Here is a 23766-nt window from a genome sequence, read left to right as displayed (position 1 = left end):
AGGCCGTCTGAAAACGGCAGAAAGGCAGAAACACAATGAGCAATTGGAACAAACGCAACCAAGACCCCTACGCATGGGGGCAGGTATACGGCAGCAAAGCGCCGCGCAGCAAAGCTTATTACCAAATGCTGCGCGAAAAGGGACGCGAGGCGGCGAAACAGGCCGCCGTCGGCAAAATCAGAGCCAAATACGGCCGCGACGCCATTAAAAACGGAGACGGCAGCGATGTTTAAAAACCTGTTGAAAATCTGGCTGGCACTCACCGCCCTGTTCGGCACGGCCGCAGCGGCCGGGTGCGGCCTGGGCATCCTGATGGTCGAAGCGTTTTTAAAGGGAGTGTGTCATGGATAAACAAAAAGCATTAGAAAAAATCAAAAAGTGCCTGGCTCTAAGCAAATCGGCCAACGAGCACGAAGCGGCGCAGGCGCTCAAGCAGGCGCAGGCGTTGATGAAACAGTACGGCATCGGAACAGAGGAAATCAAATTGTCGGATGTGGGCGAATTTGGCGCACAGGCGGCAATGACGCTGCCGCAATGGCATTGGAATCTGACAGCCGTCTGCGCGAAAGCCTTTGACTGCAACAGATATCTTGATGTGGCACTCGGCGAGATGGTGTTCGTCGGCGTGGCGGGAAAACAAGAGCTTGCCGCCTACGCTTACGAAGTCCTGCTGCGCCAACTCAGAAAAGCAAGGCGCGAGTACATGGCGACCGAACTGAAACGGGTCAGGATTGCCAAAAACAAAACCTACCGGGCCGACTGTTTTTGCGAAGGATGGGTAAACACCGTTTGGCGGCAAGTTCGCCTCTTTGCCGGAAGCAAAGAAGAAGCAGAACTGGTCGAACGCTACCTTGAAGGCAAAAAACTGACCGATGCCAAAGCACGCACGGTGTCAGCCTCATCCACAGCAAAAGCGGCTGGAGGATACGACAGGTTCCGCGGTGCTGAACAAGGCAAAGAAGCGCAGCTGCACCATGCTATGAATGGCACGGACGGCGTGAAGCAAATCGGAGGCGCGGCATGAACCTGCGCTGCCCCAACTGCGGCGCGGTACACAGCCTAGACAGCCTGCTCGGCAACGACGATGCGACGCAGCTTTTAAAGCTGGTTGTGGGCTTGGATGCGGAAATCGGCCGCGCCGCCATGCGCTATATCGGCCTGTTCCGCCCCGCCAAAAGCCAACTCAGCTTCGGCCGCGTGGCGCGGCTTTTGGAGGAACTGCTGCCCAATATGCGGGCTGGCAAAATCAGCCGCAACGGCAAAACGTATCCTGCCCCTACCGCTGCATGGATATACGGTTTTAATGCCTGCGTCTCCGCACGTAACGCCGGCCATCTGACTCCCCCGCTCAAATCGCACGGCTACCTCTACGCAATCATCGCCGCATGGCAGGGCGCGGCGGCCCCTGCCTCTACTCCTGTTTCAGACGGACAAACCGCCGCCCCTGCCGCCGACAGCAAGCTACGGCAAGGCATCGGCGCCCTGACGCAGTGGGCGGGAGACGACGGCCTGCGCCGCCACCTTGCCGCAGGGTTTGCCGTTTTGGCGGCGGGCAACCTCAAAGGCCGCCCCGCCGCGCAGGACATGGCCGCCGTCGCCGAAATCTGGGCGCAGCAGATTGAAAGCCGCGAAACATGGTACGAAGACACCGATCCCGCCCGTTTTCAGGCGGCCTTCAAGCAGCTTTCCGCGCAGACGTCCGAATGGCCGAACGTGCGCGACCTGCTCCAAATCCTGCCGCCGCGCCTGATTCCCCGCCAGTCCCTGCCGCAGCCTGCGCCCGACAGGGAAAAAGGCAGGCAGGAGATGGCAAAGATAAAACAGATTTTTAACCAACCTAAGGAAAACACCAATGGAAACTGAAAAACCTCATCAAAACCGCGGCATCGGAATGTCAGAAGAACTGACAAGTGCTGAAAAAGAACTGATTTTTGATTTTTTGGACAGCTACGATCACTGGGAAGTATTCCGTGATTTTTGCAACTGCAATAACGAATCAGAAACCGATATTTACGCTGAAATCAAGCAAAAACTTAATGTAAAAGGAGCTTAAAACATGGCAACAGCTAAAAAATCCCGCACCAAATCCCCCGCCCTGACGGTATCGGTGCAAACCCGCGACGAAGCCGTCGAAGCCGTGCGCCGCCTCGGCGACATCGGCCGCGAAGCCCAGCGCATCGCCCACGACCTGAACGACAAAGTGGCCGCAATGCAGGAAGAGGCAGATGCCGCCGTCGCCCCGCTGCAAGAAGAAGCCGCCGCCCTCGAAGCCGCCGTCCACGCCTGGGCGAACGCCAACCGCGACACCCTCACCGACGGCGGCAAGGTCAAATTCGCCGACCTCACCACCGGCATCATCCGCTGGCGCAACAACCCGCCCAGCTGCCGCGTAACAGGCCAGGACGCAGTCATCGCCCTGATGCAGGGCGACGCGGGCAAATACGGCCGCTTCCTGCGCACCAAGACCGAGGTCAACAAAGAAGCCGTCTTAAACGAAGCGGCATTCTTCGAGGCCAACCCGCTGCCCGGCCTGAAAATCGTGCAGGGCAAAGAGTTTTTTGTCATTGAGCCGCACAATCAGGAGGTAGCCGCCTAGGCCGTCTGAAACCCAAAGGGCGGCACCCCGCCGCCCTTTCAAACCCCCGTTCAAAACCCTTTTAAACAAGGAAAAAACACCATGAAAAAATACATGTTTGTGAGAATGCCCGACCAATCCGTCTGGCGCGTCCCCACCCAAACCATCGCCGACAACCGCAACGCCTGCTATGACGGCATCGGCAAAGACCCGCAAGAAACCCGCGCCGAAACCGCCGCCCTGTTTGAAACCCCCGACGAAATCGCCGATTGGGCGGAAAACAACATGGACTGGGACGAAGTCCGCCACCAAGCCGAAATCGTCAAAAAAGGCGAAATCGACTATCAGGCGGGTTGGATTGAGGGCGAGAAAACCTTTTCCGACAGCGAAGAGATGGAGAAATAGCCATGTGGTACAAACAACTATCCGCATTTTGCCTGCCGTCCCCTCCATCCGCCGCGCTGCTCGAAGCCGCCCTGATGACCGCGCCGCATATGCCGCCCGCAGGTTTGGACTGGTTTAACGAGGGCTTCGCGCTTCCCCAGCCCTTTTCAGACGGCCTTGTCTTTGACGCCGACGGCTGCCTCGGCTTTGCCCTCAAACGCGAAGAAAAAGTGCTGCCTGCCGCTGTTATCCGCGAACAGGTGCAGAAACAGGTCGACAAAATCGAACGCGAAGAAGCCCGCACCGTCGGCAGAAAAGAGAAGCAGGAGTTGAAACAGCAGATTATCGACGACCTGCTGCCCCGCACCCTGACCCGCAGCAGCCGCACCAACGGCCTGATTGCCGGAAACTGGCTGCTGATTGATACGGCCTCCGCCCCGAAAGCGGAAAAACTGCTCACTCATCTGCGCCAAGCCCTCGGCGGCTTGGATGCCGAGCTGCTGCGCACCAAAGAATCCCCGCGCAGCCTGATGACAAAATGGCTGCTGGCCGGAGAGGCGGGCGGCAGCTTCGAGCTGGGCGACAGCGCGGTCTTAATCGGCGGCGGGGACAACGCCCCGCGCGTCAAAATCGACCGCAGCGACCTGACCCGCGAAGATGTCGTTCGGCACGTCAAAAACGGCCTCGACGTATGGGAAATGGGCTTAGTGTGGCGCGACCGCCTCTACTTCACGCTGACCGCCGACTTCGCGCTCAAACGCATCAACTATCTTGACGTCCTGACGCAGGAAGCCGAAGTCGGCGACGATGCCGCATCCCTTGCCTACGCCACGCAAACCCTCATGGCCGCCGCCCTGACCGAAGTGTTGGACGAGTTGGCGGAGTTGGCGGGCGGATTGGAGGGAGTGAGATGAAATACTGGCTGATCGAATTGATACATAACGTAGACATTATGTGCAACATACTGTTTTTCATGTTGAACCTGTTAATCATCATCGCATATGCGAAAACGGAAGGCGTTGCTTTGGGTATCAGCAAAAACATCCGCCGCCTGTGGTTTGCCTGTTTGGCCGGGGTGCTGCTGATACCGTCGCAGGAAGTGTTGCACAAACTGTTTTAAACCCGCGCGGCACGGCCTGCCGCTTCAACCTTGGAGATAAACCATGAACAAACCCCAACTGATCGAACAAATCGCCAAGCACGGCGGTATGGTCAAAGCCGAAGCGGCCAATGCCCTGGAAGCCGTCTGCCGCGCCGTCAAAGCCGCCCTGCGGGACGGCGAGGCCGTCGCCATCCCCGGCTTCGGCACATTTGAAGCCGTCGCCAAGCCCGAGCGGCAGGGGCGTAACCCGCAAACGGGCGAGGCCGTTACCATAGCCGCGCACAAGGCCGTGAAGTTTAAAGCGGCCAAAGCCCTGAAAGACGCGGCCAACGCCTAGCGGCCGTCTGAAACGGCAAATCCAAGCGGGTCTCACCCGAAGCCCGCTTCCGTTTGCCTCGTTTCTATAATAGCATTAACCCTTTTTAACAAAGGGTGATGATAATGGATGATGATAACTACCGCAGGCAGGCTGTAAACGAGCTAATTGACGAATACAGCCTGAATCCCGTTCTGTTTAAAACAGGCGCAATACATCAGCTGCTGTGCAAGATAGAAGATTCATCATCTGCCGCAAAAGAGCTGGCGCGGCTGCTGAACGGACGGGATTTTGAATGGGTGGATTTTGACAAATGCATTGCTTTCTGTGAGAAATATGACATCCAGCCGTCCGCATACTGGTTTTTAGACAAAAAACCGCAAGAGCCGGAAACCCTGAAAGATTTTTTAGAAACGCTGACCATTCCCGAAATCAAAAGGCTGGCAAAGCGGAAAGGCATAGCCAAACTGCCCGCCCGCAAAGCGGAAATCATTGAAAAGGTCTGCGCCGAAGCGGATTTGCAGGATTTTGAAGCGGATATGGAGGCCGCCCTGCAAGAGCGTGGAGAAACCTACCGCGCGGCGGAATTCAGGGCGAAGTGCGAAGCCCTTGTCCGCGACGTTTTGGCGAGGGCAAGCAGCATCCGCCAAACCAAACAAAGTGCTGCAAGCGGTCTTGTGTTCAGATACAGCATCTCCGAACAAAGCGAAGACGACAGGGAAATGGCCTACCTGATGATGGGCGGCTACCACACCGCCGAAGACGGCCAAGGCGGGCTGAAATCGCTGCCGCCGTTTTTCCCGGGCGATTCGGCTTGGGTCTCTGCCGACTGGGATAGAAGTATCAAATATAAAACGGATTTTTTCGCCGATCCTGCCGCATATGCGGCGCAGCCGGAGAAACAGCCTGCAACAAGCCGGCCTGTCGGCATAGTACAAAAAGCAGCAGGGATAAAAAGAAAAATACTCGCTTTCCCGTATATCAAACAGATAGCCATCGGTTTTTCGGTATTGATACTGCTCGCTGTTTTTAAGAGCTTGTCAACCGCAGACCGGTTCAGATTCGTATTTTTCGCCATCATGCTGCTGCTTCCGCTTCTTGTCTGGTGGATTTGGCGCGGCATCCGCAACGGGCGGTGAAAAAACAGTTGCAATGATTCCGCGTTTGCCGTAAAGTAATTTCAGGTGCTGAAAACACCTTGATTTACACACGGATTTAACGCCCCGACAGTGCGGATTTTTTACGCCTGTTGGTTTCAGACGGCCTGTTCTCGGTTGTCTGCCCCGCCTTATGGCTGGGTGTGCGAGGAATAAAACACCCGAAAGGGAAATAACTCCGCCGCTTGTGTAACGGTTTTCAGCACCCAGCCGCCCTTATGGGCATTCTTCAAAACTTCCTCTGAAAAAGGATTGCACAATGTCATCACAACCTTTGGTGCGCCATTCCGGCAACCGTCTCATCACCACCTCCCTCGCTATTTCCAACCACTTCGGCAAAAAGCATAAAGATGTTTTAAAAGCCATCCATAATCTTGAATGCTCTCCCGATTTTGCAGAGCGCAATTTTGCGCTTTGCTATAAAAACAACCCCTTACAGAATGGAAAGCCTAATCCGTTCTACGAAATCACCCGCGACGGCTTTGTCTTCCTCTGCATGGGCTTTACCGGCGCGCAGGCGGCGCAGTGGAAGGAAAAATACATCGAAGCCTTCAACCGCCTCGAAGCGGAAATCTGCCGCCGCGAAGCGCAGCCCGCCATCGATGCCGCCGCGCTCGAACGCCTGCGCCAAGCCTATCTGGACGACAATCCCCAAATGGCCGACCTCTTGCGCTACCGCGACGCGGGTTTGAAGCAGACCGAAGCCGCCCTCCTGCTGGGCATCTCGCCGCAGACCGTGCGCGAACGCCTCAAAAAGGCCGCCGCGCTGGGGCTGTGCGATTATAGGCCGTCCGAAGTTCTGGCCGAACGCGGCCGCCTCGGCATGGCCGCCCTGCGCCAAAAACAGGCGTTTGCCGCTTTGCAGATGTCCCTGCCGATGGAGGGTTGAGTCGTGGATATCACCGTCACCCTCACCACAAAAGAGCTGGTCGCCCTCGATTTCTGCCTGTTCACCCTCGAGCTGCTGGCCGATTATGAAGACCAGCTGGAAGATTTGCATACCGGCTTCCAATCCCTCGCCCTGACCGCCGTTGAAAAAGGCGGACTGCTGCGCAACGCGGTTTGGCAGGCTGCGAAATAAAGCCCGGCCAACTGTAACCACGATGGTTACAGTTGGACAAACGGCGCAAAGGCCGTCTGAAACCTGATTTTTCGAGTTTCAGACGGCCTTTTTTTATTTTCACAAAATGCAAAAAATATTTGACTACGCGAAAATATCGCGTATAATACAACTCATCGGGAAGCAAGGTGCAAGCCCGAACAACCAAAAAGGAATATGAAATGCAAGTACGAATTATCGAAACAGGCGAAATCGAAACCTTGGCAATCTACGCAAACGGATGCAACTGGGTAGCCGATTTAATCGGCAATCATGACGGTTTTGGAAAAGATACAAGCTGCCAATTCAAGGCGGTGGACGATGAGGAACTCGGCCTTGTGTATGAAACCAGTCAGGCAAATTTCGATTGGTGGGAAGACTGCATCGCAGGTATCGAACACAAGGACAGGATTGCCGAAACCTATGCGGAAAAGCATGGTTGGGATGCGGTTTATGAAGTCTTGCGCCAAGCCGGAGGTTATGACTTGGAATACCAGGCAAGAGCGGACATCGCAGCGCTTGAAGAAGCGTTTGGAGAGATTGAAAAATAGAAAACAGACAGCGGGCAGCATCAGGCAAGCCCGCTTCTCCTTTAAGGAGCATCAGATGCGCATCAAATCAACTCTGTATTCGCTGTTTCAGCGGTTTTCCAAGCCGACCTTTCGGGCGGTTGCCAACGATTATTTGGACATTGCCTTAGCCAACTGCTGCGCCCACGTCCAAAAATACACCCGCTCCCGCTTTGATTTGTGGGTTTATCCCCGCATCGGCAGCCTGCGGATAGACAGGGTAAAACCGCAGCAGATTATTGACTGCGTGCTGGATTTTCAGGCGGCCGCCCCGTCACAGTCGCGCCGCCTGCTCCAAGTGATTAGCGGTGTATACCGCTACGCCAAGGCCAAAGGGCTGTGCGACAGCAACCCTGCGGACGGCTTGGGTATTGTGCTGACGCCCTATCAGTACAAGGGATTTAACCATATCGCACCCAAACAAATGCCTGCGTTTTTGGGCGCGGTGGACAACAGGGTCACATTGGACAAAGCCGCCGTAACCGCGTTTTGGCTGATTGTCTACACCGCCGTGAGGCGCGGCGAAGCGGTCAATGCCGCCGTGGACGAGTTGGATTTTTCCGCCGCCGAATGGACTATCCCCGCTGCCCGCATGAAAAACCGCAAGCCCCACACCGTGCCGCTGTCACCGCAGGTATGCGCCATGCTGCAAGATTGGCTGGCGGAGCGGCGTGCGTGTGGTATCGACAGCCCGTTGCTGTTCGGCGGCATCGGCGGACACCGCCCGCTGCAAGTTATTACGCAGGCCAAATGGCGCGACCGCATGACCCTGCACGGCCTGCGTAAGGTGTTTTCCACCCATGCCCATGAGAGCGGGCTGTGGTCTGTGGACGCCATTGAGCTGCAACTGTCGCACACCATCCCCGGCGTGCGCGGTGTGTACAACAAGGCCGCCTATATGGATGAGCGCCGCTGCCTGATGGCGTGGTACGCCGATGAGGTAGACAAATGGCGTGCGGCGGGCAGGGGCTTGATATAATGGCCTGTCTGCAAAATTTGGGATACACCATGCAAGCCAAACAAATCGAACGGTACCGCCGCCTATTGTTTTTAACCGTATTGGAGGCCGCGAAAAATGTCGCCTGCACCGCCACCCGCCCCGAAGGCGTGTCCGAGCGGGCGTGGAACAGATGGGAAAAAGGCGAAGCGGCGATACCGCAGGAAGTGGCCGACAATTTGGCCGCACTGATTGACGAGAGACAGCGCATCGTCTCCGAGTTGGCCGATAAGCGTCCCTCCGTTTGGCAGATGCCGCCCGCCGACACCCTGCCGCAACGGCGGCTGTTGTCCTCCGTGGCCGCCGAAGCCGCCGCGATGGGCATCGCCGTGCAGGAGGCAGAGGAATGACAGACTACCCCGAAACCGGCTACACGCCCGCCAACCTGCGCCACCTGCGCGGCATCCACGGCCTGACGCAAACCGAGGTGGGCAAACGCACGGATACCGCCCTGCGCACCGTGCAAAACTGGGAGGCCGACGTACACAGCAAAGACCACAGCGGCATGCCGCACCGCAAATGGGTAAAGCTGTTGGAAAGCCTGAAAAAAGAGGAATAAAACACTTGACTGCGCGAAAATATCGCGTATAATGCAGCTCATCGGGAAGCAAGGTGCAAGCCCGAACAACCTAAAAGGAACTTGAAATGAACAAACTTTTGGATACGGAAATGAAACAGGCTCAATTGAGAAAAGTGGATGCAGAAATTGCTAAGCTGATTGCCGAATCGGCCAAAATCAATGCCGAAGCAAGATGGTATCCGATTATGATTGCAACGGGCTTGGTCACCGCCGTAGCTGCCGCCCTGACTGTGATTGGAAAGTTATAAGCAGAAGCCCCGCAAGGGGCTTTTTTTGATACAGAGGCCGTCTGAAACCCGAAAAACAAGGGTTTCAGACGGCCTTTTTTATTTCCCGAACAAACGCTTAAAATACTACATATAGTATTTTTACTGTATAATAAGGCATTATTTTTACAACATATAGTAAAACGGGGGGTGTGTATGAAAAGCAGGAACGCGCTGATCGCCAAAATCAAAATCGCCCAGAAGGAATTGGGTATGGCCGACGAGGCCTACCGCGCCATGCTGCTGCGCGTAACGGGTAAAAACTCCTGCGCGGCGATGGATACCGGGGAGCTGGAGGCCGTACTCGCCGAGATGGTGCGCTTCGGTTTTACCCCGAGAACCACCGCCAAAGACAAATACGGCAAGCCGCACCTGCGCCGCACGGCCGCCGCGCCGCTGATGGATAAAATCGAAGCGCTGCTGGCCGACGGCGGCTATCACTGGAACTACGCCCATGCGATGGCCAAACGGATGTTTCAACGCGACAAGGTGGAGTATTTGGACAACGACCAGTTGCGCAGGCTGGTAGCGGCTTTGCAGATTGCCGCCAACCGCAAGCAGAAAGGGGCTTGAAATGCGGGAGGAATACGGATTTACCGGCGGCGCCTGCCTGCCGCCGCGTGATTTTTCCATGACGGAGGCGGATTTTGCCGACATCCGCCACCTGTTGCCGGAAAGCGTGCTGGGCATGATTCAGGTGGCGGGTTTGGAAGCGGCCTTTGCCCTTATCAAGCGTTACGGCGGCACCCATTTTCCCATCGGCAAAAACCAAACCAAAGCGGGGAAGCTGCTGCACGCCATGCTGGCCGACGAGGTGGGCGACGAAGTGGCTGCCCGTCTCGGCCGCGTCTACGCCGCGCAGCGCAGCCTCTGGCTGCCGAAGTGCGAAGGCGCAATATTGGAACTGCGCGACCGCTATATCCGCCGCCAGTTCGACGAACTGACGGGGCGGGACAGATACCGCCTCACCGCACAACAGGCCACCCGCTCGCTGGCACTGGCGCACAACCTGACACAGCGGCGGATTTGGTACATCCTCAAACAGCCGGACAAAACCCCCGAAACCGCCGTCCAAGCCGCGCTTTTTTAATTTCATACAGCTTTCCGCCCATGCTTTTGCATGGGCTTTCTTTTGCCTGCCGTCCGGGCGGCGGCAGGCAGTGAAGCGCCGCCGTGCAGCCGTTCCGCCCCCGCGCGGGAAAATGCAGGCCTGACTGAAAAAGTTTTGAAAGGTTTGAAATGGCAGACAGATTACCCGCTTTTATCGACCGCGTACTCGCCCATGAGGGTGGCTACGTTAATCACCCGCAAGACCCGGGCGGCGAAACCAACCACGGCATCACCCTGCGCACCGCCCGCGCCAACGGCTACGCGGGTGCAATGCGTGATATGACCCGCGCGCAGGCTGTAGAGATTTACCGCAAAGCCTTTTGGCAGCGCTACCGTGCCGCCGAGATGCCCGAGGCCGTCGCCTTCCAGTTTCTCGACGCCTGCATCAACCACGGCTACGGCAACGCCGCCCGCATGCTGCAACGCGCCGCAGGCGTGGCCGACGACGGCGTGATCGGCGACATTACCCTGGCCGCCGTCAACGGCATGCCGGAAAACGATCTGCTGCTGCGCTTTAACGCCGAGCGCATTGTTTTCTTTACCAAATTAAGCGCCTTCCCGACCTTCGGCAAGGGTTGGATGCGGCGCGTGGCGCAAAACCTGCAACACGCGGCCGCGGACAACGCGGATTGAGGAGGCGCGATGAAAAAGATACTCACAGCCCTATGCCTGTCTCTGCTGGCTGACCGCAGTTTTCCCGACAGCATCCGCATTTCGCCGCCGCGCGTGGCCGCCCTGCGCCAACATCCGAGCCTGAAACGCGGCAAAAGCGGCGTGGCGGCGGCCAAACGCGCGGCACGGCGCAGAAAGGTGCGCCGGTCATGAAACTGCTCAAATGGCTTGCCGGCCTTATCAGCAACCCCGCCACCGGCCAAATCTCGCACACCAAGTTGTGGGCGAACGTGGCCGCAGGCGTCATGACTTGGAAATTTGCCGCGATGCCCGACGCGCCCGAATGGGCTTGGTGGGCATACGGCGCGATGGTCGGCGGCTATGCCCTGATTAAGCGCGGCATTGCCGCCGTGCCGCAGGTGGCGCAAATCGTGCGCGACAAGGAGGCGGGCGATGAATAGCCTGCCTGTCCGCTGCGGTTTGGCCTTTGCCGCCCTGCTGGCCGTCGTCGGCGCGTATCACGCAGGCTACAGCCGCGCCGCCCTCGAAGGCGAAGCGGAAAAGACGCGCATTGTCGGCCAGTGGCACAAGCAGGCCGCCGCCTCGGCGCAGGCCTATATCGCCAGAGTGAAAGAAGTGCAGGCCGAACGTGAAAAAGAAGCGGCGCGCGCCGAACGGCTCAATGCCGAACTGGCCGATGCCCGCCGAAAAATCGACGTTCAGACGGCCTCTGTTGAAAAGGAAATCCCCGATGTTTTACAGAAAGAAGGCGGTGCTTTTAACGGCCTTGGTGCTGACAGCCTGCGCCTCTACAAGCGCGCCCTCGGTTATTGAAACGGTGGAAGTGCCGGTAATGCCGACCGTGCCCGCCGCGCTGATGGATACGCCCGTGCGCCCCGCGCCGCCCGCAGCGGGTACGCCCGCCGCCCTGTTGAAGCACGCCGCCCGCTTCGGCGCGTATGTGAAAACGCTGGAAGCGCAGAACGCCGCGTGGCGGCAGTGGGTTTCAGACGGCCTCAAAGCGGAGGCGGCGCGATGAACTATCAGGATTTGGTTGCCCGCGCCATCGCCGTGAAGGCCGCCGATTTGGAAATGGGCTTATCCCGCGCCCGCGAGCAGCGTTCCTTTATCGAGGGCGTGTCCCGTGTGCTGGATGCGGCGCAGGCGGTCTATGTTGTGAAGATGGACAGGGATTTTCGGACGACCTTTAACATTGAAACCGATGACGGCGGGTTTAAAGACCTTTATCAGGCAGTAAAACAGGCGTTGTCTGTGTACTTCGATGTTGAGTTTTCCGTCTGCGATGCGCGGCCGGTTCTGGCTGTGCACAGCCTTGTGCCGCAGGGCTTCTCCTGCCGCATCCTGTTCAAGGAGGCGTGAAATGGACTTTGAATTCGCCTTCAAAACCCTGTGGGGGCTGGCGACGGCGGCCGGCTGGTTTTGGGTCAACGGCATATCAGGCCGTCTGAAAGAGTCCGAAGCCCGCACCGAGCGGCTCAAAGAACAGCTGCACGACGTCAAGCTGGCCTACGCCACGAAAAAAGAGGCCGAGGCCGACCGCAAAACCGTCACCGACGCCCTCTACCGCTTGGAAAACAAGATCGACAAACTGGCCGACAAAATCGACCACAAAGCAGACAAGAGCTAAACATTATGGAAAACAAAGACCCTATCCTCGCCGCACTGGCGCGCATCGAAGCCAAGCAGGACGACCTGTTGAAAAACCAGGCCGAAATGGACGTGGAGTTGCAGCAAATCCGCAAAGACGTGAAACGCACGGCGGCCGTGTACGGCGGCCTCGGCGGCGTCATCGTCTCTACCTTCTGGGAGCTGCTGCGCGCCAAACTGGGAGTCTGACATGGCACACCCCGCAGAAACCCGCGAAAAGCTGCGCAGACTGTACGTCAGCGACGGGCAGACGCTCGAAATCGCTGCGACGATGTGCGAAATCCCGACAGCTACCGCCCGTAGCTGGAAACGTGCCGCCAAGGAGCAAGGCGACGATTGGGACAAAGTGCGTGCTGCCTACACCTTGGCGGGCGGCGGCATCGAAGACTTGAGCCGCTCGCTGCTGGCGGGTTTTTTGGTGCAGTACCAATCGACGATGACGATGTTGCAGGACACGTCGGTCGAGGAGCTGATGCCGTCCGAGCGCGCCAAACTGTTGGCGAGTCTGTCCGACGCGTTTACCAAGACCGTGGCGGCAAACAAGCGGGTATTGCCCGAAATACAGGAATCTGCGGTTGCCATTAAAGTCATCGAAAAACTGTTTTCCTATATTGCCGACCGGCATCCCGATATGTTGGCTGCGTTTGATGAGGTACTACAAGGCTTTCAAACCGTCATCGAGAAAGAGTTTTAATCATGCAGGGAAAATTGAGCCAATCCGAACTGCGCGCCAGAATGTCCGCAATCCGGGCAGACATCAACCGGCGCATCAATGCGGCGGATATCGGATTGTCTGCCGCACCTGCGGATATTGCCGAGCGTCGCGCCAAAGTGATGCAGTGTACGCCCGAGGCTTTCCGTTTTTTCTGCAAGACTTATCTGCCGCATTATTTCCCCGACGACAGCGAATCTGTTTTCCATACATGGGCATACACAGAGCTGCCCGAAATCGAAAAAGAACCGGAATCGGTCTTGCAGGGTTGTGCGGCATCGCGCGGCGAAGCGAAAACATCGCTGACCGTACAGGCGTTTTCCCTTTGGCGCGAAGTGCGCAATGCCAAACACAATACCGTCATCGTGTCCGACACCGAAGACCAAGCTGACGCCATCGTCGAAGCCATCAAAACCGAACTGACCGACAATCCCGCGTTGCAGTTGGACTTTCCCGAAGTCTGCGGGCAGGGGCAAGTATGGCGTATCGGTGAAATCCGAACCCGCCAAAACAACCAATTTAAAGCCTATGGCGCGGGACAGGGCATCCGCGGCGCGAAAAAAGGCGAGGTGCGCCCCGATGCGGTCTATCTCGACGATTTGGAAAATGAAAAACACACCGAAAACATCCGCCTGCGCGACAAACTGACCAAGTGGATAGGCAGTGTCATCAATCCTTTGGGCGGCGCGGGTGCGAAGTGCGACATTTTGTATGTCGGTACGATTTTATGTTTGGACAGCGTATTGGCTCGGGTGTTGAAAAATCCGTTTTGGCGCAGTGTGCGCTTTTCCGCCATCATGAAGTGGCCTGTCAATATGGATTTGTGGGCGGAATGGGAAAACATCTACCGTAACACGCCGAAAGAAAACCGCGCCAACGAAAAGGCGGCTCAGGCGTTTTACGAAGCAAACGAAGCGGCAATGTTGGAAGGCAGCGAAGTGAGCTGGAGCAAACGACCGCTGCTCGCCCTGATGAAAATCCGCGCCCGCGACGGTATCCATGTTTTTAACTGTGAATATCAAAATCAGCCGGGCAATCCCGAAAATGCGATTTTTGCTGATTATTTGGACAACTGTTATTACCGCACTCTGCCGCATGATGTCGTGTATTTTGGTGCGGTTGATCCTTCACTGGGCAAACAGGGCAAAGGCACTGATCCGTCCGCCATTCTTGTTGGCGGCTACCAACGCGCCACCGGCACGCTGTTTGTTGTGGAGGCATCCATCAAGAAACGTGTGCCGAGCCTGATTATTCAGGACGTCATCAGACTGCAAAAGCAATACGGCTGCTTGCTGTGGGTCATCGAGACCGTCCAGTTTCAAGAATTTTTCAAAGACGAACTGATTAAAGAGGCGGCAAAACAAGGGGCGCATGTTCCTGCGCGTGGAGTCAAACCGAGCGCAGAAAAAGTGATGAGAATTGAAAGTATCCAACCGCATTTTGCCAACGGATTTATCAAACTGTTGCCGGAACAGCGTGTATTGATTGAACAGTTGCGGGAGTTCCCCGATGCCACCCACGACGACGGCCCCGACGCGCTGCATATGCTGTGGATGCTGGCAACCAGCGGCAGCCGCGCGCAGGAGGTGCGGCGGGCAATCGATTTGCCCGATCCGTCTTTTTCGGACAGTTTCTAAGGACATCCCATGTCGAAAAAAAACAAGAAAGACAAAGCCGTAAAACAAGAGTTGAAAACGCTGGTAGCGGATACCGCAGCCGCGCTGAACAGTTTCGGCTCATCGGAAAGCAGTGACGAACTGCTCGACCGTTTGGGCTTGAGCCGCGAACAGGTGTTTGCCGCCGTTTCCTCCGACGACGAGGTGGAAAGCTGCAAGGAAGACCTGCGCACGGCGATGATGGCCAGCGGCTGGCGGCTGTATGGCGACGGCACGGACGACGCGCAGACCGACCGCATCTACCGCTGTATCCGCCGCCATTTGGGCGCGTTTGTCGAGATAGTGCTGACCGCGCGGCTCAACGGCTATGCCGTCGGCCGCTATGTGTGGAAGGTCGAAGAAGACGGCTTTATCACGCTGGACATGCTGCGCGACCGGCGCGACGAGTTGGAAAAATACCGGCCGCAGCGCGACGGCACGCTCAAATACAACGGCGAAAACGGCGAAGAAACCATTGATACCACCGTATTGCACCTGTTTCTCGCCAACCGCCCTACGGCCAAGAATCCCGCAGGCGAGATGACCGTGGCGCGGCTGTATCCCGCCGTCGCCCTGCGCAAACAGGGCATCCAGTATGCCTACCAATTTATCAAACGCTACGGCCAGCCCTATCTGATCGGCAAATACACCAACGGCGGCGGCAGCGACAACGTCGGCACGGTATACAGCCTGCTCAACGGCGGCGCGGCCACCATCGACACCGAAGACAGCATCGAGATGCTCACCAACCCCGCCACCGGCACCGCCTTTGCCGAAATCGAGCGGCTGGCCAACGCCCGCATCCAAAAGCTGCTGTTGGGCAAGGTCAAAACCGCCGATTTGAACAGCGGCAGCAGGGCGGCGCAGCAAACCGAAGAAAACGCGCGGCAAGACCGCATCGAAGCCTATCTGACCCTGCTGTCGCTGGCCGTGCAGCACGCCGTGGACGCGCTGGTCATGGTCAACGAGCAGTGGGGCGTGCCGGTAAAACACAAAGGCGGGCTGTGGTTTGAGTTCGACGAAGAAATCAAGGTCGACAAAGCACGGGCGGAGCGCGACAAAATCTACGCCGACATGGGCTATATCAGATTCACCGGGGATTATTACGAAAAAGTGCTGGGCTTCGAGCCGGAGCATTACGAACTGGCCGAAACGCCCGCAAGGCCGTCTGAAAGCCGCGCTTTGTCCGCTTTATCCGTGCGCCTGTCCGATACGCATTCAGACGGCCTCTCCCCCACCGAAGCCGCCGACCGCGCCGTTATGCAGCCGAAAATCGCCGCCATCCTCGCCGCCCTGGCCGAAGCCGACGGCTACGAAGCCTTTCAGACGGCCTTAAACGGCATGGACTTGTCCGAGGGCGATTTGCTGCTGGTCGACAGACTGGTCGGCGAATCGGTACGCGCGTTTGCCGAGGGGATGGAACATGGAAAATAAAGGGGTGCAAATCCGCTTCAACACCCTCATCGACCGCGCCGCCCTCGATTTTCTCAAAAGCAAAAAGCTGCTGCCCGGTTTCTCGCACTACGACGTCTGGCTGTACGAACACGCCGTCGCCTTTACCGTGGCCAAGATGATGGACGCCGATATACTGGCCGAAACCAAGGCGGCCGTGGAAGCGGCGGTTGCCAACGGCACAGGCTGGCACACCTTTCAAAAGCAGCTCAAACCCTATCTGATGGCGCGCGGCTGGTGGGGCGAATCGGTCATGGTCGACCCCGTGGACGGCGTGGCCAAAACCGTGCAGCTGGGCAGCACCCGCCGCCTGCGCACCATTTTTCACACCAATTTTCAAACCGCCCATGCGGCCGGACAGTGGATGCGCGTGCAGGCGGCCAAGGAAGAGCTGCCCTATCTCAAATACCTGCCCAGCGTGGCAGGCGAGCGGCGCGAGGCGCACAAGCGCTATTACAACCTTATCCTGCCGGTGGAGCACGAATTGTGGAAACAGATATTCCCGCCCAACGGCTACGGCTGCCTGTGCGGCGTCGTCCAGCTTACCGAAAAACAAGCCCTGCGCGAGCGTGCCGAAGACATCGAAGCCGACCCCGACGCCTTCACGCCCGAGCAAATCGAAAACAGCAAAAAAGGCCGTCTGAACGACACGCCCGACATCAAAACGGTGGAAGTGACCAACCCGCGCACGGGGCAGGTCGTCCGCATCCCCGCCGACATCACCCCGAGCTTCGCCCACAGCCACGGCGACCGGATAGGCGCATTGCGCGAACTAGCCGCCGCCAAACATGGCATGGCGTTTGCCAACCGCGTAGCGAAACAAACGGATGCATATGTGCAAAGCAAAATAATCCGCCCGAACTTTATCGGCGTGTCGCCAAACCTGACGCTTGCCGCCAATAAAGGCGGCCTGTCCGACCCGCAGGGTTTTGTTTATGCCAACGCAGGGCGCGGGGAGCAAATCGGCAAAATTCCGCCGGGCAAAGCCGGTGCGGCGGAAGCGGTGGAACAGAACGGGCGATACTATCTGCTGGAATACGGCAAAGGCGGCGTTTCCCTGTCGGAGATGACGGCGGCGCAGTATGAAAAACGAAAAATCGAAGCCATGACGGAATTGGGCGGCGAGGTTTTCTCACCCTCCGACTTCGACGTAATGAACGAATTGATGCCGACGCTGATGAAGAAATACGGCGATACGGACTTCGGCGACCGGCTGGCCGCTTTCGCCTATACCACCGTCGGCGGCAGCGATGTCAACAAGGAGCTGTTTCTCAACAAGGGCGACCTGTCCGCCATCCGTAACCCCTACATGCTGCAACTTGTCCGCGCTTTGGATCGGTTTTTGGAGAAAGCGCCCAAGCGTGCCGGTGATACCATACGCATGATAGATTCGGCCAAGTTGCATAATGCCGAGGCCTTTATGGCGGCGCATGAGGCGGGAAGCTACGTGCGTTACAGCAACTTTGTCAGCGCCGCCAAGAAAAATGGGGCGTTTGGCAAGGATATGGACATTAGAATTTTCATTACAGGGAAATCAGGCGTAGATGTCCAGAACCTGTCCCGCTACGGCCACGAGTCGGAAATCCTGATGCCGCGCAACACGGTTTATCGGGTTATCAGAAAAGAGAAGAAGGGGGAAATAACCGAAATAACCCTTGAAGAGGTAACGGAATTGCCGCAAAATGCCGCCGTAGTGCAATTAAGCGCGATAGGCTGAATTATGGAAGACAAAGGATATTACGCCCTAACCAAAGAAGAGGCGGGCAAACACTGGCAGGAAATACTCGATATCGCCGGAGTATCGGAAGAGGATATGCTGGCAAGGGATGCAGAGGCTGCCGCAGGCAAAAGCTGGACTGCCGACAGCCTAGACAAAGCCAGCCGCTTCTCGTCGGCGCAGATTGAGGTGTACAAAAAATACAATATCGGCACTTACAACACCCTGTGGGACAAAGTGGCCGCTATGTACAGACGGGACTGATCCCTCCGCAAGCGCCCAAACCCGCCCCTGCGGCGGGTTTTTCACATCCCTGCCGACGCCCGCATTGCAAAACCCCGTTTAAACCCCGTTTAAAATCGCGCAGGATTGCCGAACGCCCCCGCGCCTATAACTTACCATACCCGAAGCAGCAAACCCCTTTAAAACGCCGTTTTCGCGCATTTTGCCGAAACGGCGTTTTTTTCGTTTGCGCGGCGGCGTTTGCGCAACCGTGGAGATAATGACCACGGTTGGCGTGCCCCACTTTGTAGTGAAGCGGGACGCACTGCCCGCGCACAAGGCCGCCGCGATAATGGCGGCATGAACAAGAAAACCCCCACCCTCGATTTGCGCCTCTCCGAAGGCGCGCAGTGGCAGATTGCCCCGCTTGCCGGAGACGCGCCGCGCCGCTTCTCCGGCATCGCCAACAGCGGCCGCCCCTTCGGCTACGGCAGCTATCAGATGGTTGTCGACTTTGACGGCATCCGCCTGAAAGACAAAACCGCCGTCCTCATCGAACACGACGGCGGGCAGCGGGCGGGCGTGTGCACGCTGTCCGTTGTTCCGGACGGCCTCAAAGCCGACGGCGTGCTGCTGGACAACGCCCACGGGCAGGCCGTGGCGCAGGAATCGGACGCGGGCTTTCCGTGGGAAATGTCGGCTTACGTCCAAGCAGAGCGCATCGAGGAGCTGTCTGCCGGTGCGTCGGTGCAGGTAAACGGCCAAACCGTTACCGGCCCGATGATGATTATGCGCGGCTGCACCATCCGCGAAGTGTCGTTTACCGCCGTCGGTGTCGACGCGCAGACCCATGCCGCCGCATTGAGCGGCTTTGCCACCCCAACCCAACCCGAAAAGGAAAACACCATGTCTTTATCCCCCGAAGACCAGGCCAAGTTCGATGAGATGGAAAAGAAACTTTCCGCCCTCGAAGCCGAAAAGGCCGAGCTGCAACAGTCCAAACAGAAGGCCGAGACGGACGCGAAACTGGCCGCCGCAGGCTTTAAAAAGGGCGAAGATGGCAAATTCTCCGGCCTCTCCGACGCCACCTATGCCGTGCTCTTGGCCGCCGACCCCGCCTCACTGGACGCCGTGATTGCCGATATCGCACCCAAACCGCAGGAAAAAGCCCCCGTCCCCGCCGCGCTGCTGTCCGACAGCGAAGGCGGCAAAGCAGCCGAAGAAGGCGGCGCGAAGCTGTCGGCCGCCACCGGCACAAGTTCTTTAAACAAAGGAGCACACTATGTCTAATCTGGTCGAAACCCTGCGCCCCGTGACCGGCGCGTTTTTGAAGTACGAGGCCACGCCGTTGACCCGCGTTGCCGTTACCGCACCCAAAGGCACGAAGGCAGGCACCTTTGTCGACGCCCCGCTGCGCGACGGCAAGAAGCTCTTGGCACTCACCGACGAGGCCGACGGCAAAGTGCTGGTGCAGCCGCACAACTGCGTGATTGACCTGTCTCTTGTCAAAGAGTCCGACGTCAACGCCGCAGCCTCCACCGGCGGCAACCTTGAAGGCCTGAAAAAAGACGGCGACCCCTACGGCATCGTCTATCAGGGCACGCCGACAGCCTAAACGGCAGGCCGTCTGCTTTCAGGCGGCCTCACCCCAAAACACACAAAGGAAAAACCATGCCCTTATCCTCTGAAAGCAGATTCGGCGTCCGCGCCCTCACCGAAGAGATAAACCACCTACCCGTCACGCCCACGCAAGTTCGTGACCTTTCCATCTTCCAACAACGCTGTCTGACCACCACCCATGTCGACGTCGAAGTGCAGGACGGCACGCTGAAACTCATCAACACCACCCCGCGCGGCACGGAAGGCGGCGGCATTGCCGACAAAACCCGCAGCGCCTACAACTTCAAAATCCCGCACCTGTCGGTCAACGACGTCGTCCGCGCCGACGATGTGCAGAACGTCCGCGCCTTCGGCGGCACACAGGCCGAAACCGTGGCGCAGAAGGTGGAAGAAAAACTGGCCGACGGCAAACTGTCGTTGGAAATGACGCGCGAGCATATGCAGCTGGGCGCCCTCTTGGGCAAAGTGCTGGATGCCGACGGCACGGAAATCGTCGACATCTACAAAGCCTTCGGCCTGAGCCGCAAAACCTACGAGTTTGACCTTGCCAACGCCGCCACTGAAGTCGGCCGCGTCATCGACGAAACCGTCACCGCCCAACGCAAACTGCTCAAAGGCGCGGCGGTGTCCGGCTACGTTGCCCTGTGCTCGCCCGAATTTATGATGGCCTTGAAATACCATCCGAAAGTGCAGCACTGGTACGAACGCTACCGCGACGGCGCGCTGTACCGCGAAGCCGACATCAACCGCGTGGAGTTCGAGCACAACGGCATCAAATTCATCCAGTACGACGGCGACTTCGGCAAAAACCGCGCCGGCATCGAAGCGGGCAAAGCCGTTCTGCTGCCTCTCTCGCCGCGCCTGTACATGGAGTTCTTCGCCCCCGCCGACATGAATCAGACTGTGAACACCATCGCCCTACCGTACTACGCCAGCCGCGAGAAGCTGCTCCACGACAAAGGCTGGAGCCTGCATATGCAGTCCAACCCCCTGCCGCTGGTGATGCGTCCCGAACTGGTCTGCACACTGGCGATGAAGTAAGGCAAAGGCCGTCTGAAAGCGCACAACGGCTTTCAGACGGCCTTATGGAGAAAACCTGTGATTACCCGCCAAGACATGGAACAACGCTTCGGCGCGGAGGAAATCGATTCGCTCACCGACGGCAGCGAAGACACCCTTTCCCGCGCCATCGAAGACGCACAGGCCGAAGCCGCAGGCTATCTGGCCGCTGCCGGTTTCAGACGGCCTTTTTCCCCCGTGCCGCGCGTCCTCGTCCTCAAAATCTGCGACATCGCCCGCTACTACCTGCATCAGGACAGAGATATCGATATTGTCGACAAGCGCTACAAAGCCGCCGTGGCGTGGTTTCAAACCTTAGTCCGCAACCCGAAGATGCTCGGCGGCGACGAACCCGAAGCGGCCGCCCGCGCCGCCGCATCACCTTATGGCGTCATCCCCAACCAAGCGGAGGACTTTGATGCGCTTAACCGTCGATTCTGAACTGCCCGAAGTGCAGGAACACCTCAACGCGCTCTACCGCGCCTTAAACGGCGACCTCACCCGCCCGATGACGCGCATTGCCGACCTGCTGGAAAACAGCACCCGCAAGCGTTTTAACACCAAAACCGCCCCCGACGGCAGCTTGTGGGCAGGTTTGAAACCCGCCACTGTTCGCGCCAAAACCGGCAGGAACGGCAAAACGCGCGGCAGCATACTGGTTGACCGTGGCGACTTAAAAGCCAGCCTCACCAGCTTTGCCAACGAACGCATGGCCGTGGCCGGCACGCCGCAGCTTTACGCGCAGTACCACCAAACCGGCACCCGCCATATGGCCGCCCGCCCCATCTTCGGCCTGTCCAGGCAAGACCGCCAAGACATCCGTCAATCGCTCACCGACTGGCTGGAAAAAACATGGAGCAAAACATGACTCCTTATACCGACAACATCCTTGCCTGTTATCCCGCCCTGCTGGAACGGCTTGCGGGCGTCCCCGGCGTGAAACGGGTGCTGGAAGCCCCCGACCTCGAAGCCCTCGCCGCCGACCGCAAAATCCGCCCCGACGACGGCGCGGTATACCTCGTTTTTGACGGCTTCACCCCCGGCGAAACCGCAGGCAACGCCGCCAACCTCGCCTTAAAGCTGAGTTTCAGCGTCATCCTCGCCAAGCGGCAGTACACCCCCAACAAAATGCAGTACGGACAAGACGGCGTCGGCGAAACCCTCACCGCCATCATCCGCGCCTTACAGGGTTTCGTGCCGAAAAACGGCGACGGCAAAAGCCTCACCGCCACCCCCTTTTCCGCCCGTGCCGCCCTGCCGATTACCTACGACGAAGGCTACGCCTTTTTTCCCCTGCGCTTTGAAACAAGCGTCATTACCACCCTCAACAGGAGATAAACCATGAGAACCGAAGACCACGGCTTCAAGTTTGCCGGTACGGTACAAGTGCGCAACCGCCGCGAAAAAGACAGCGGCTTTTACGACCTCGGCAACACCACCGCCCTCAAAACCTCGCACAGCGCCGACACCAAAGAGCGCGTCAGCCGCCGCAAAGACACGCACGGTCAGGCGCTCGACATCATCAAAACACCCAAACCGGTAGAAATCTCGCTGGAACTGGACACCTTCGACAAAGACAACCTTGCCGCCGCCATGATGGGTGCGGCCGCCATCATCCCCGCCGCCGCCGTCACCGTGACCGACGAAATCATCGTTATCGGCAAACGCGGCCAGGGCTACAAACTGGCCCACGGCAACATCGACCCCGCCACCGTCACCGTTAAAAAAGCCGACAACGACAGCGCAGTCGACGCCGCACAGTACACCGTCACCGCCGCCCCCGGCCTGATTGCCCTCGCCGCCAACGCCCCGCTGCCCGACGGCGTGAAGCTCAAAGTGTCCTACAAAACCCGCGCATCGGGCGGCTACAAAATCGACGCCGCCGCCGTCAGCGAGCTGGAGTGGGAAATCATCGTCGACGGCACCAACACCGTCACCGGCGAAAACGGCATCCTGCGCATCCCCTGCGCCAAACTGGCCGCCGACGGCGACTTCGACTGGTTCAAAGACGACTTCAACACCGCCTCCTTCAAAGGTACGGCGGTACTGGCCGACGGCAACACTGCGCCGTATACTTTTGAGGTGTACAAGTAAGGCATAAACGGAAAGGCCGTCTGTATGTTTCAGACGGCCTTTCCTTGCCCCTCCATCCACTCGCGGCAGATTTTCAAAAGGGCTTGGGTGCGGCTGCCGCCCGCTTCGGCAATGGCCGCGTCGATAACGTCCATTTCGGCAGCTTTGGCCTGAATGCTCAAACGGCGGTATTCGCCGCTTTTCAACTTGGCTTTGTTGATGGCGGTGGCGGTTTGGGCGTAGCGTTTTTTGGCTTCGGGGGAGGGGTTTGACACGGTTTTGTCCTTTCGGTTAAGATGGTTTGAAAGTTAGGAGTAGGGGCGGTCTCCTTAGCCCCGCCCCAGTTTAGGTTAATCAACTGATTTTATTACCAAGCATTTGACGATACCAGTAACAAAATCAACAAGATTAAGAACTTATCCATTTTCATCACCTCCTTTCTTTTTCGGATTTCCCGCTGTGTCCGCAGCGGGATTTCTATTTGGAAGTTCTTAATCTCAATGGGTGTATTTTAGTTATAACTAAAATAAAAGTCAAGCATTTTGCAAAAAAAACAAAGCCAAAGGCCGTCTGAAACCGATGATTCAGACGGCCTTTTTGTATTTTTTCAAACGTGTTTAACGCGGCCAATGTGCCAGCACCGCCGCCGCCAAGAGTGCGGCCGACAGCACCGCGGCGGAGGTCAGGAGCAGCTGCATGACGCTCCACTCCCGTTTGCGGCGCGGCACAGCCGGCATGGTCCGCCGGTTGGCCAGCAGAGACGCGGCAAACAGAAAAAACAAAACATATCCCATCTTACCCTCCGTAGTGAACCCCGTCTG

Annotated in this window: 42 protein-coding genes; 40 read left to right on the top strand and 2 right to left on the bottom strand. The window is 57.8% G+C overall.

Annotated elements, in window-relative coordinates:
• Positions 1-35 precede the first annotated feature (35 nt).
• The 40 genes from ACLD9W_RS00540 to ACLD9W_RS00345 all read left to right on the top strand — a co-directional run bounded on the left by ACLD9W_RS00540 (position 36) and on the right by ACLD9W_RS00345 (position 22966).
• The gene (locus ACLD9W_RS00540) at positions 36-233 is read left to right on the top strand and encodes a hypothetical protein (RefSeq protein ID WP_410840196.1); all 198 of its coding nucleotides are present in this window, start codon (positions 36-38) and stop codon (positions 231-233) included.
• A complete protein-coding gene (locus ACLD9W_RS00535; RefSeq protein WP_410840195.1) occupies positions 226-351 on the top strand; it encodes a hypothetical protein in 126 nt (41 codons plus the stop codon). Before ACLD9W_RS00540 ends, ACLD9W_RS00535 begins: the two co-directional genes overlap by 8 nt.
• Positions 344-1024: a DUF2786 domain-containing protein gene (locus ACLD9W_RS00530; RefSeq protein ID WP_410840194.1), complete on the top strand. Its 681-nt coding sequence runs from the start codon at positions 344-346 to the stop codon at positions 1022-1024. Before ACLD9W_RS00535 ends, ACLD9W_RS00530 begins: the two co-directional genes overlap by 8 nt.
• Positions 1021-1863, top strand: a complete 843-nt coding sequence (locus tag ACLD9W_RS00525) for a hypothetical protein (protein ID WP_410840193.1) — start codon at positions 1021-1023, stop codon at positions 1861-1863. Before ACLD9W_RS00530 ends, ACLD9W_RS00525 begins: the two co-directional genes overlap by 4 nt.
• Positions 1853-2053: a hypothetical protein gene (locus tag ACLD9W_RS00520; RefSeq protein WP_410840192.1), complete on the top strand. Its 201-nt coding sequence runs from the start codon at positions 1853-1855 to the stop codon at positions 2051-2053. Before ACLD9W_RS00525 ends, ACLD9W_RS00520 begins: the two co-directional genes overlap by 11 nt.
• Positions 2054-2056: 3 nt before the next feature.
• Positions 2057-2596, top strand: coding sequence for a host-nuclease inhibitor Gam family protein (locus tag ACLD9W_RS00515; protein ID WP_410840191.1), 540 nt, complete (start codon positions 2057-2059; stop codon positions 2594-2596).
• 81 nt (positions 2597-2677) lie between these two features.
• The gene (locus ACLD9W_RS00510) at positions 2678-2980 is read left to right on the top strand and encodes a hypothetical protein (protein WP_410840190.1); all 303 of its coding nucleotides are present in this window, start codon (positions 2678-2680) and stop codon (positions 2978-2980) included.
• A 2-nt stretch (positions 2981-2982) separates the two neighbouring features.
• The gene (locus ACLD9W_RS00505) at positions 2983-3873 is read left to right on the top strand and encodes a recombination-associated protein RdgC (protein WP_410840189.1); all 891 of its coding nucleotides are present in this window, start codon (positions 2983-2985) and stop codon (positions 3871-3873) included.
• A complete protein-coding gene (locus ACLD9W_RS00500) occupies positions 3870-4079 on the top strand; it encodes a hypothetical protein (protein WP_410840188.1) in 210 nt (69 codons plus the stop codon). The genes ACLD9W_RS00505 and ACLD9W_RS00500 overlap by 4 nt, the downstream gene beginning before the upstream one ends.
• A gap of 43 nt (positions 4080-4122) precedes the next feature.
• Entirely contained in the window at positions 4123-4398 is a 276-nt protein-coding gene (locus ACLD9W_RS00495; RefSeq protein WP_410840187.1) for an HU family DNA-binding protein, read from the top strand.
• A 104-nt stretch (positions 4399-4502) separates the two neighbouring features.
• On the top strand, positions 4503-5516 hold the full coding sequence (locus ACLD9W_RS00490) for a hypothetical protein (protein ID WP_410840186.1): 1014 nt from the start codon (positions 4503-4505) through the stop codon (positions 5514-5516).
• 277 nt (positions 5517-5793) lie between these two features.
• Positions 5794-6423 carry a Rha family transcriptional regulator gene (locus tag ACLD9W_RS00485; RefSeq protein WP_410840185.1) on the top strand — a complete coding sequence of 210 codons (630 nt, stop codon included), beginning with the start codon at positions 5794-5796 and terminating at the stop codon, positions 6421-6423.
• Positions 6424-6426: 3 nt separating this feature from the next.
• On the top strand, positions 6427-6615 hold the full coding sequence (locus tag ACLD9W_RS00480) for a hypothetical protein (protein ID WP_410840184.1): 189 nt from the start codon (positions 6427-6429) through the stop codon (positions 6613-6615).
• A 200-nt stretch (positions 6616-6815) separates the two neighbouring features.
• Positions 6816-7184: a hypothetical protein gene (locus tag ACLD9W_RS00475; RefSeq protein WP_410840183.1), complete on the top strand. Its 369-nt coding sequence runs from the start codon at positions 6816-6818 to the stop codon at positions 7182-7184.
• Positions 7185-7239: 55 nt separating this feature from the next.
• Positions 7240-8181, top strand: a complete 942-nt coding sequence (locus ACLD9W_RS00470) for a tyrosine-type recombinase/integrase (RefSeq protein ID WP_410840182.1) — start codon at positions 7240-7242, stop codon at positions 8179-8181.
• A 29-nt stretch (positions 8182-8210) separates the two neighbouring features.
• Positions 8211-8549, top strand: coding sequence for a DUF1870 family protein (locus ACLD9W_RS00465; protein ID WP_410840181.1), 339 nt, complete (start codon positions 8211-8213; stop codon positions 8547-8549).
• Positions 8546-8758, top strand: a complete 213-nt coding sequence (locus ACLD9W_RS00460; protein WP_410840180.1) for a helix-turn-helix domain-containing protein — start codon at positions 8546-8548, stop codon at positions 8756-8758. Before ACLD9W_RS00465 ends, ACLD9W_RS00460 begins: the two co-directional genes overlap by 4 nt.
• Before the next feature lie 86 nt (positions 8759-8844).
• Complete coding sequence (locus ACLD9W_RS00455) at positions 8845-9027, top strand: hypothetical protein (RefSeq protein ID WP_410840179.1); 183 nt, start codon at positions 8845-8847, stop codon at positions 9025-9027.
• 174 nt (positions 9028-9201) lie between these two features.
• Entirely contained in the window at positions 9202-9618 is a 417-nt protein-coding gene (locus ACLD9W_RS00450; RefSeq protein ID WP_410840178.1) for a gp16 family protein, read from the top strand.
• Between the two features lies 1 nt (position 9619).
• A complete protein-coding gene (locus tag ACLD9W_RS00445) occupies positions 9620-10135 on the top strand; it encodes a Mor transcription activator family protein (protein ID WP_410840177.1) in 516 nt (171 codons plus the stop codon).
• 149 nt (positions 10136-10284) lie between these two features.
• On the top strand, positions 10285-10788 hold the full coding sequence (locus tag ACLD9W_RS00440) for a glycoside hydrolase family 108 protein (protein WP_410840176.1): 504 nt from the start codon (positions 10285-10287) through the stop codon (positions 10786-10788).
• 9 nt (positions 10789-10797) lie between these two features.
• On the top strand, positions 10798-10980 hold the full coding sequence (locus ACLD9W_RS00435) for a hypothetical protein (RefSeq protein ID WP_410840175.1): 183 nt from the start codon (positions 10798-10800) through the stop codon (positions 10978-10980).
• Positions 10977-11228: a hypothetical protein gene (locus ACLD9W_RS00430; RefSeq protein ID WP_410840174.1), complete on the top strand. Its 252-nt coding sequence runs from the start codon at positions 10977-10979 to the stop codon at positions 11226-11228. Before ACLD9W_RS00435 ends, ACLD9W_RS00430 begins: the two co-directional genes overlap by 4 nt.
• Positions 11221-11601, top strand: a complete 381-nt coding sequence (locus tag ACLD9W_RS00425; RefSeq protein WP_410840173.1) for a hypothetical protein — start codon at positions 11221-11223, stop codon at positions 11599-11601. Before ACLD9W_RS00430 ends, ACLD9W_RS00425 begins: the two co-directional genes overlap by 8 nt.
• Positions 11602-11620: 19 nt before the next feature.
• Positions 11621-11806 carry a hypothetical protein gene (locus tag ACLD9W_RS00420; RefSeq protein ID WP_410840172.1) on the top strand — a complete coding sequence of 62 codons (186 nt, stop codon included), beginning with the start codon at positions 11621-11623 and terminating at the stop codon, positions 11804-11806.
• Positions 11803-12147: a hypothetical protein gene (locus tag ACLD9W_RS00415; protein WP_410840171.1), complete on the top strand. Its 345-nt coding sequence runs from the start codon at positions 11803-11805 to the stop codon at positions 12145-12147. Before ACLD9W_RS00420 ends, ACLD9W_RS00415 begins: the two co-directional genes overlap by 4 nt.
• Position 12148: 1 nt before the next feature.
• Complete coding sequence (locus ACLD9W_RS00410) at positions 12149-12415, top strand: hypothetical protein (RefSeq protein ID WP_410840170.1); 267 nt, start codon at positions 12149-12151, stop codon at positions 12413-12415.
• Positions 12416-12420: 5 nt separating this feature from the next.
• Complete coding sequence (locus ACLD9W_RS00405; protein WP_410840169.1) at positions 12421-12624, top strand: hypothetical protein; 204 nt, start codon at positions 12421-12423, stop codon at positions 12622-12624.
• Between the two features lies 1 nt (position 12625).
• Positions 12626-13129 (top strand): DUF1804 family protein, encoded by a 504-nt coding sequence (locus ACLD9W_RS00400; RefSeq protein WP_410840168.1) that lies wholly within the window; start codon positions 12626-12628, stop codon positions 13127-13129.
• A 2-nt stretch (positions 13130-13131) separates the two neighbouring features.
• A complete protein-coding gene (terL, locus tag ACLD9W_RS00395; protein WP_410840167.1) occupies positions 13132-14784 on the top strand; it encodes a phage terminase large subunit in 1653 nt (550 codons plus the stop codon).
• A gap of 9 nt (positions 14785-14793) precedes the next feature.
• Positions 14794-16236, top strand: a complete 1443-nt coding sequence (locus ACLD9W_RS00390) for a DUF935 family protein (RefSeq protein WP_410840166.1) — start codon at positions 14794-14796, stop codon at positions 16234-16236.
• The gene (locus tag ACLD9W_RS00385) at positions 16226-17971 is read left to right on the top strand and encodes a phage minor head protein (RefSeq protein ID WP_410840165.1); all 1746 of its coding nucleotides are present in this window, start codon (positions 16226-16228) and stop codon (positions 17969-17971) included. The genes ACLD9W_RS00390 and ACLD9W_RS00385 overlap by 11 nt, the downstream gene beginning before the upstream one ends.
• Positions 17972-17974: 3 nt before the next feature.
• Positions 17975-18235, top strand: coding sequence for a hypothetical protein (locus ACLD9W_RS00380; protein ID WP_410840164.1), 261 nt, complete (start codon positions 17975-17977; stop codon positions 18233-18235).
• A 318-nt stretch (positions 18236-18553) separates the two neighbouring features.
• Positions 18554-19483, top strand: coding sequence for a hypothetical protein (locus tag ACLD9W_RS00375; protein WP_410840163.1), 930 nt, complete (start codon positions 18554-18556; stop codon positions 19481-19483).
• Positions 19476-19808 (top strand): oxaloacetate decarboxylase alpha chain, encoded by a 333-nt coding sequence (locus ACLD9W_RS00370; protein WP_410840162.1) that lies wholly within the window; start codon positions 19476-19478, stop codon positions 19806-19808. Before ACLD9W_RS00375 ends, ACLD9W_RS00370 begins: the two co-directional genes overlap by 8 nt.
• A 56-nt stretch (positions 19809-19864) precedes the next feature.
• Positions 19865-20854, top strand: a complete 990-nt coding sequence (locus tag ACLD9W_RS00365) for a major capsid protein (RefSeq protein WP_410840161.1) — start codon at positions 19865-19867, stop codon at positions 20852-20854.
• A 57-nt stretch (positions 20855-20911) separates the two neighbouring features.
• Positions 20912-21313 carry a phage protein Gp36 family protein gene (locus tag ACLD9W_RS00360; RefSeq protein WP_410840160.1) on the top strand — a complete coding sequence of 134 codons (402 nt, stop codon included), beginning with the start codon at positions 20912-20914 and terminating at the stop codon, positions 21311-21313.
• Positions 21291-21740: a phage virion morphogenesis protein gene (locus ACLD9W_RS00355; protein ID WP_410840159.1), complete on the top strand. Its 450-nt coding sequence runs from the start codon at positions 21291-21293 to the stop codon at positions 21738-21740. Before ACLD9W_RS00360 ends, ACLD9W_RS00355 begins: the two co-directional genes overlap by 23 nt.
• Positions 21737-22210 carry a hypothetical protein gene (locus ACLD9W_RS00350; protein WP_410840158.1) on the top strand — a complete coding sequence of 158 codons (474 nt, stop codon included), beginning with the start codon at positions 21737-21739 and terminating at the stop codon, positions 22208-22210. The genes ACLD9W_RS00355 and ACLD9W_RS00350 overlap by 4 nt, the downstream gene beginning before the upstream one ends.
• Positions 22211-22213: 3 nt before the next feature.
• Entirely contained in the window at positions 22214-22966 is a 753-nt protein-coding gene (locus tag ACLD9W_RS00345; protein ID WP_410840157.1) for a hypothetical protein, read from the top strand.
• Positions 22967-22995: 29 nt separating this feature from the next.
• Here ACLD9W_RS00345 and ACLD9W_RS00340 read toward each other — a convergent pair whose 3' ends face one another.
• Positions 22996-23220 carry a hypothetical protein gene (locus ACLD9W_RS00340; protein WP_410840156.1) on the bottom strand — a complete coding sequence of 75 codons (225 nt, stop codon included), beginning with the start codon at positions 23218-23220 and terminating at the stop codon, positions 22996-22998.
• Between the two features lie 342 nt (positions 23221-23562).
• The gene (locus tag ACLD9W_RS00335) at positions 23563-23739 is read right to left on the bottom strand and encodes a hypothetical protein (RefSeq protein WP_410840155.1); all 177 of its coding nucleotides are present in this window, start codon (positions 23737-23739) and stop codon (positions 23563-23565) included.
• Between the last annotated feature and the right edge of the window lie 27 nt (positions 23740-23766).

The organism is Neisseria sp. WLZKY-1, assembly GCF_046546535.1.
Classification (GTDB): Bacteria; Pseudomonadota; Gammaproteobacteria; order Burkholderiales; family Neisseriaceae; genus Neisseria.
This window is presented reverse-complemented; position numbering and strand designations above follow the sequence as displayed.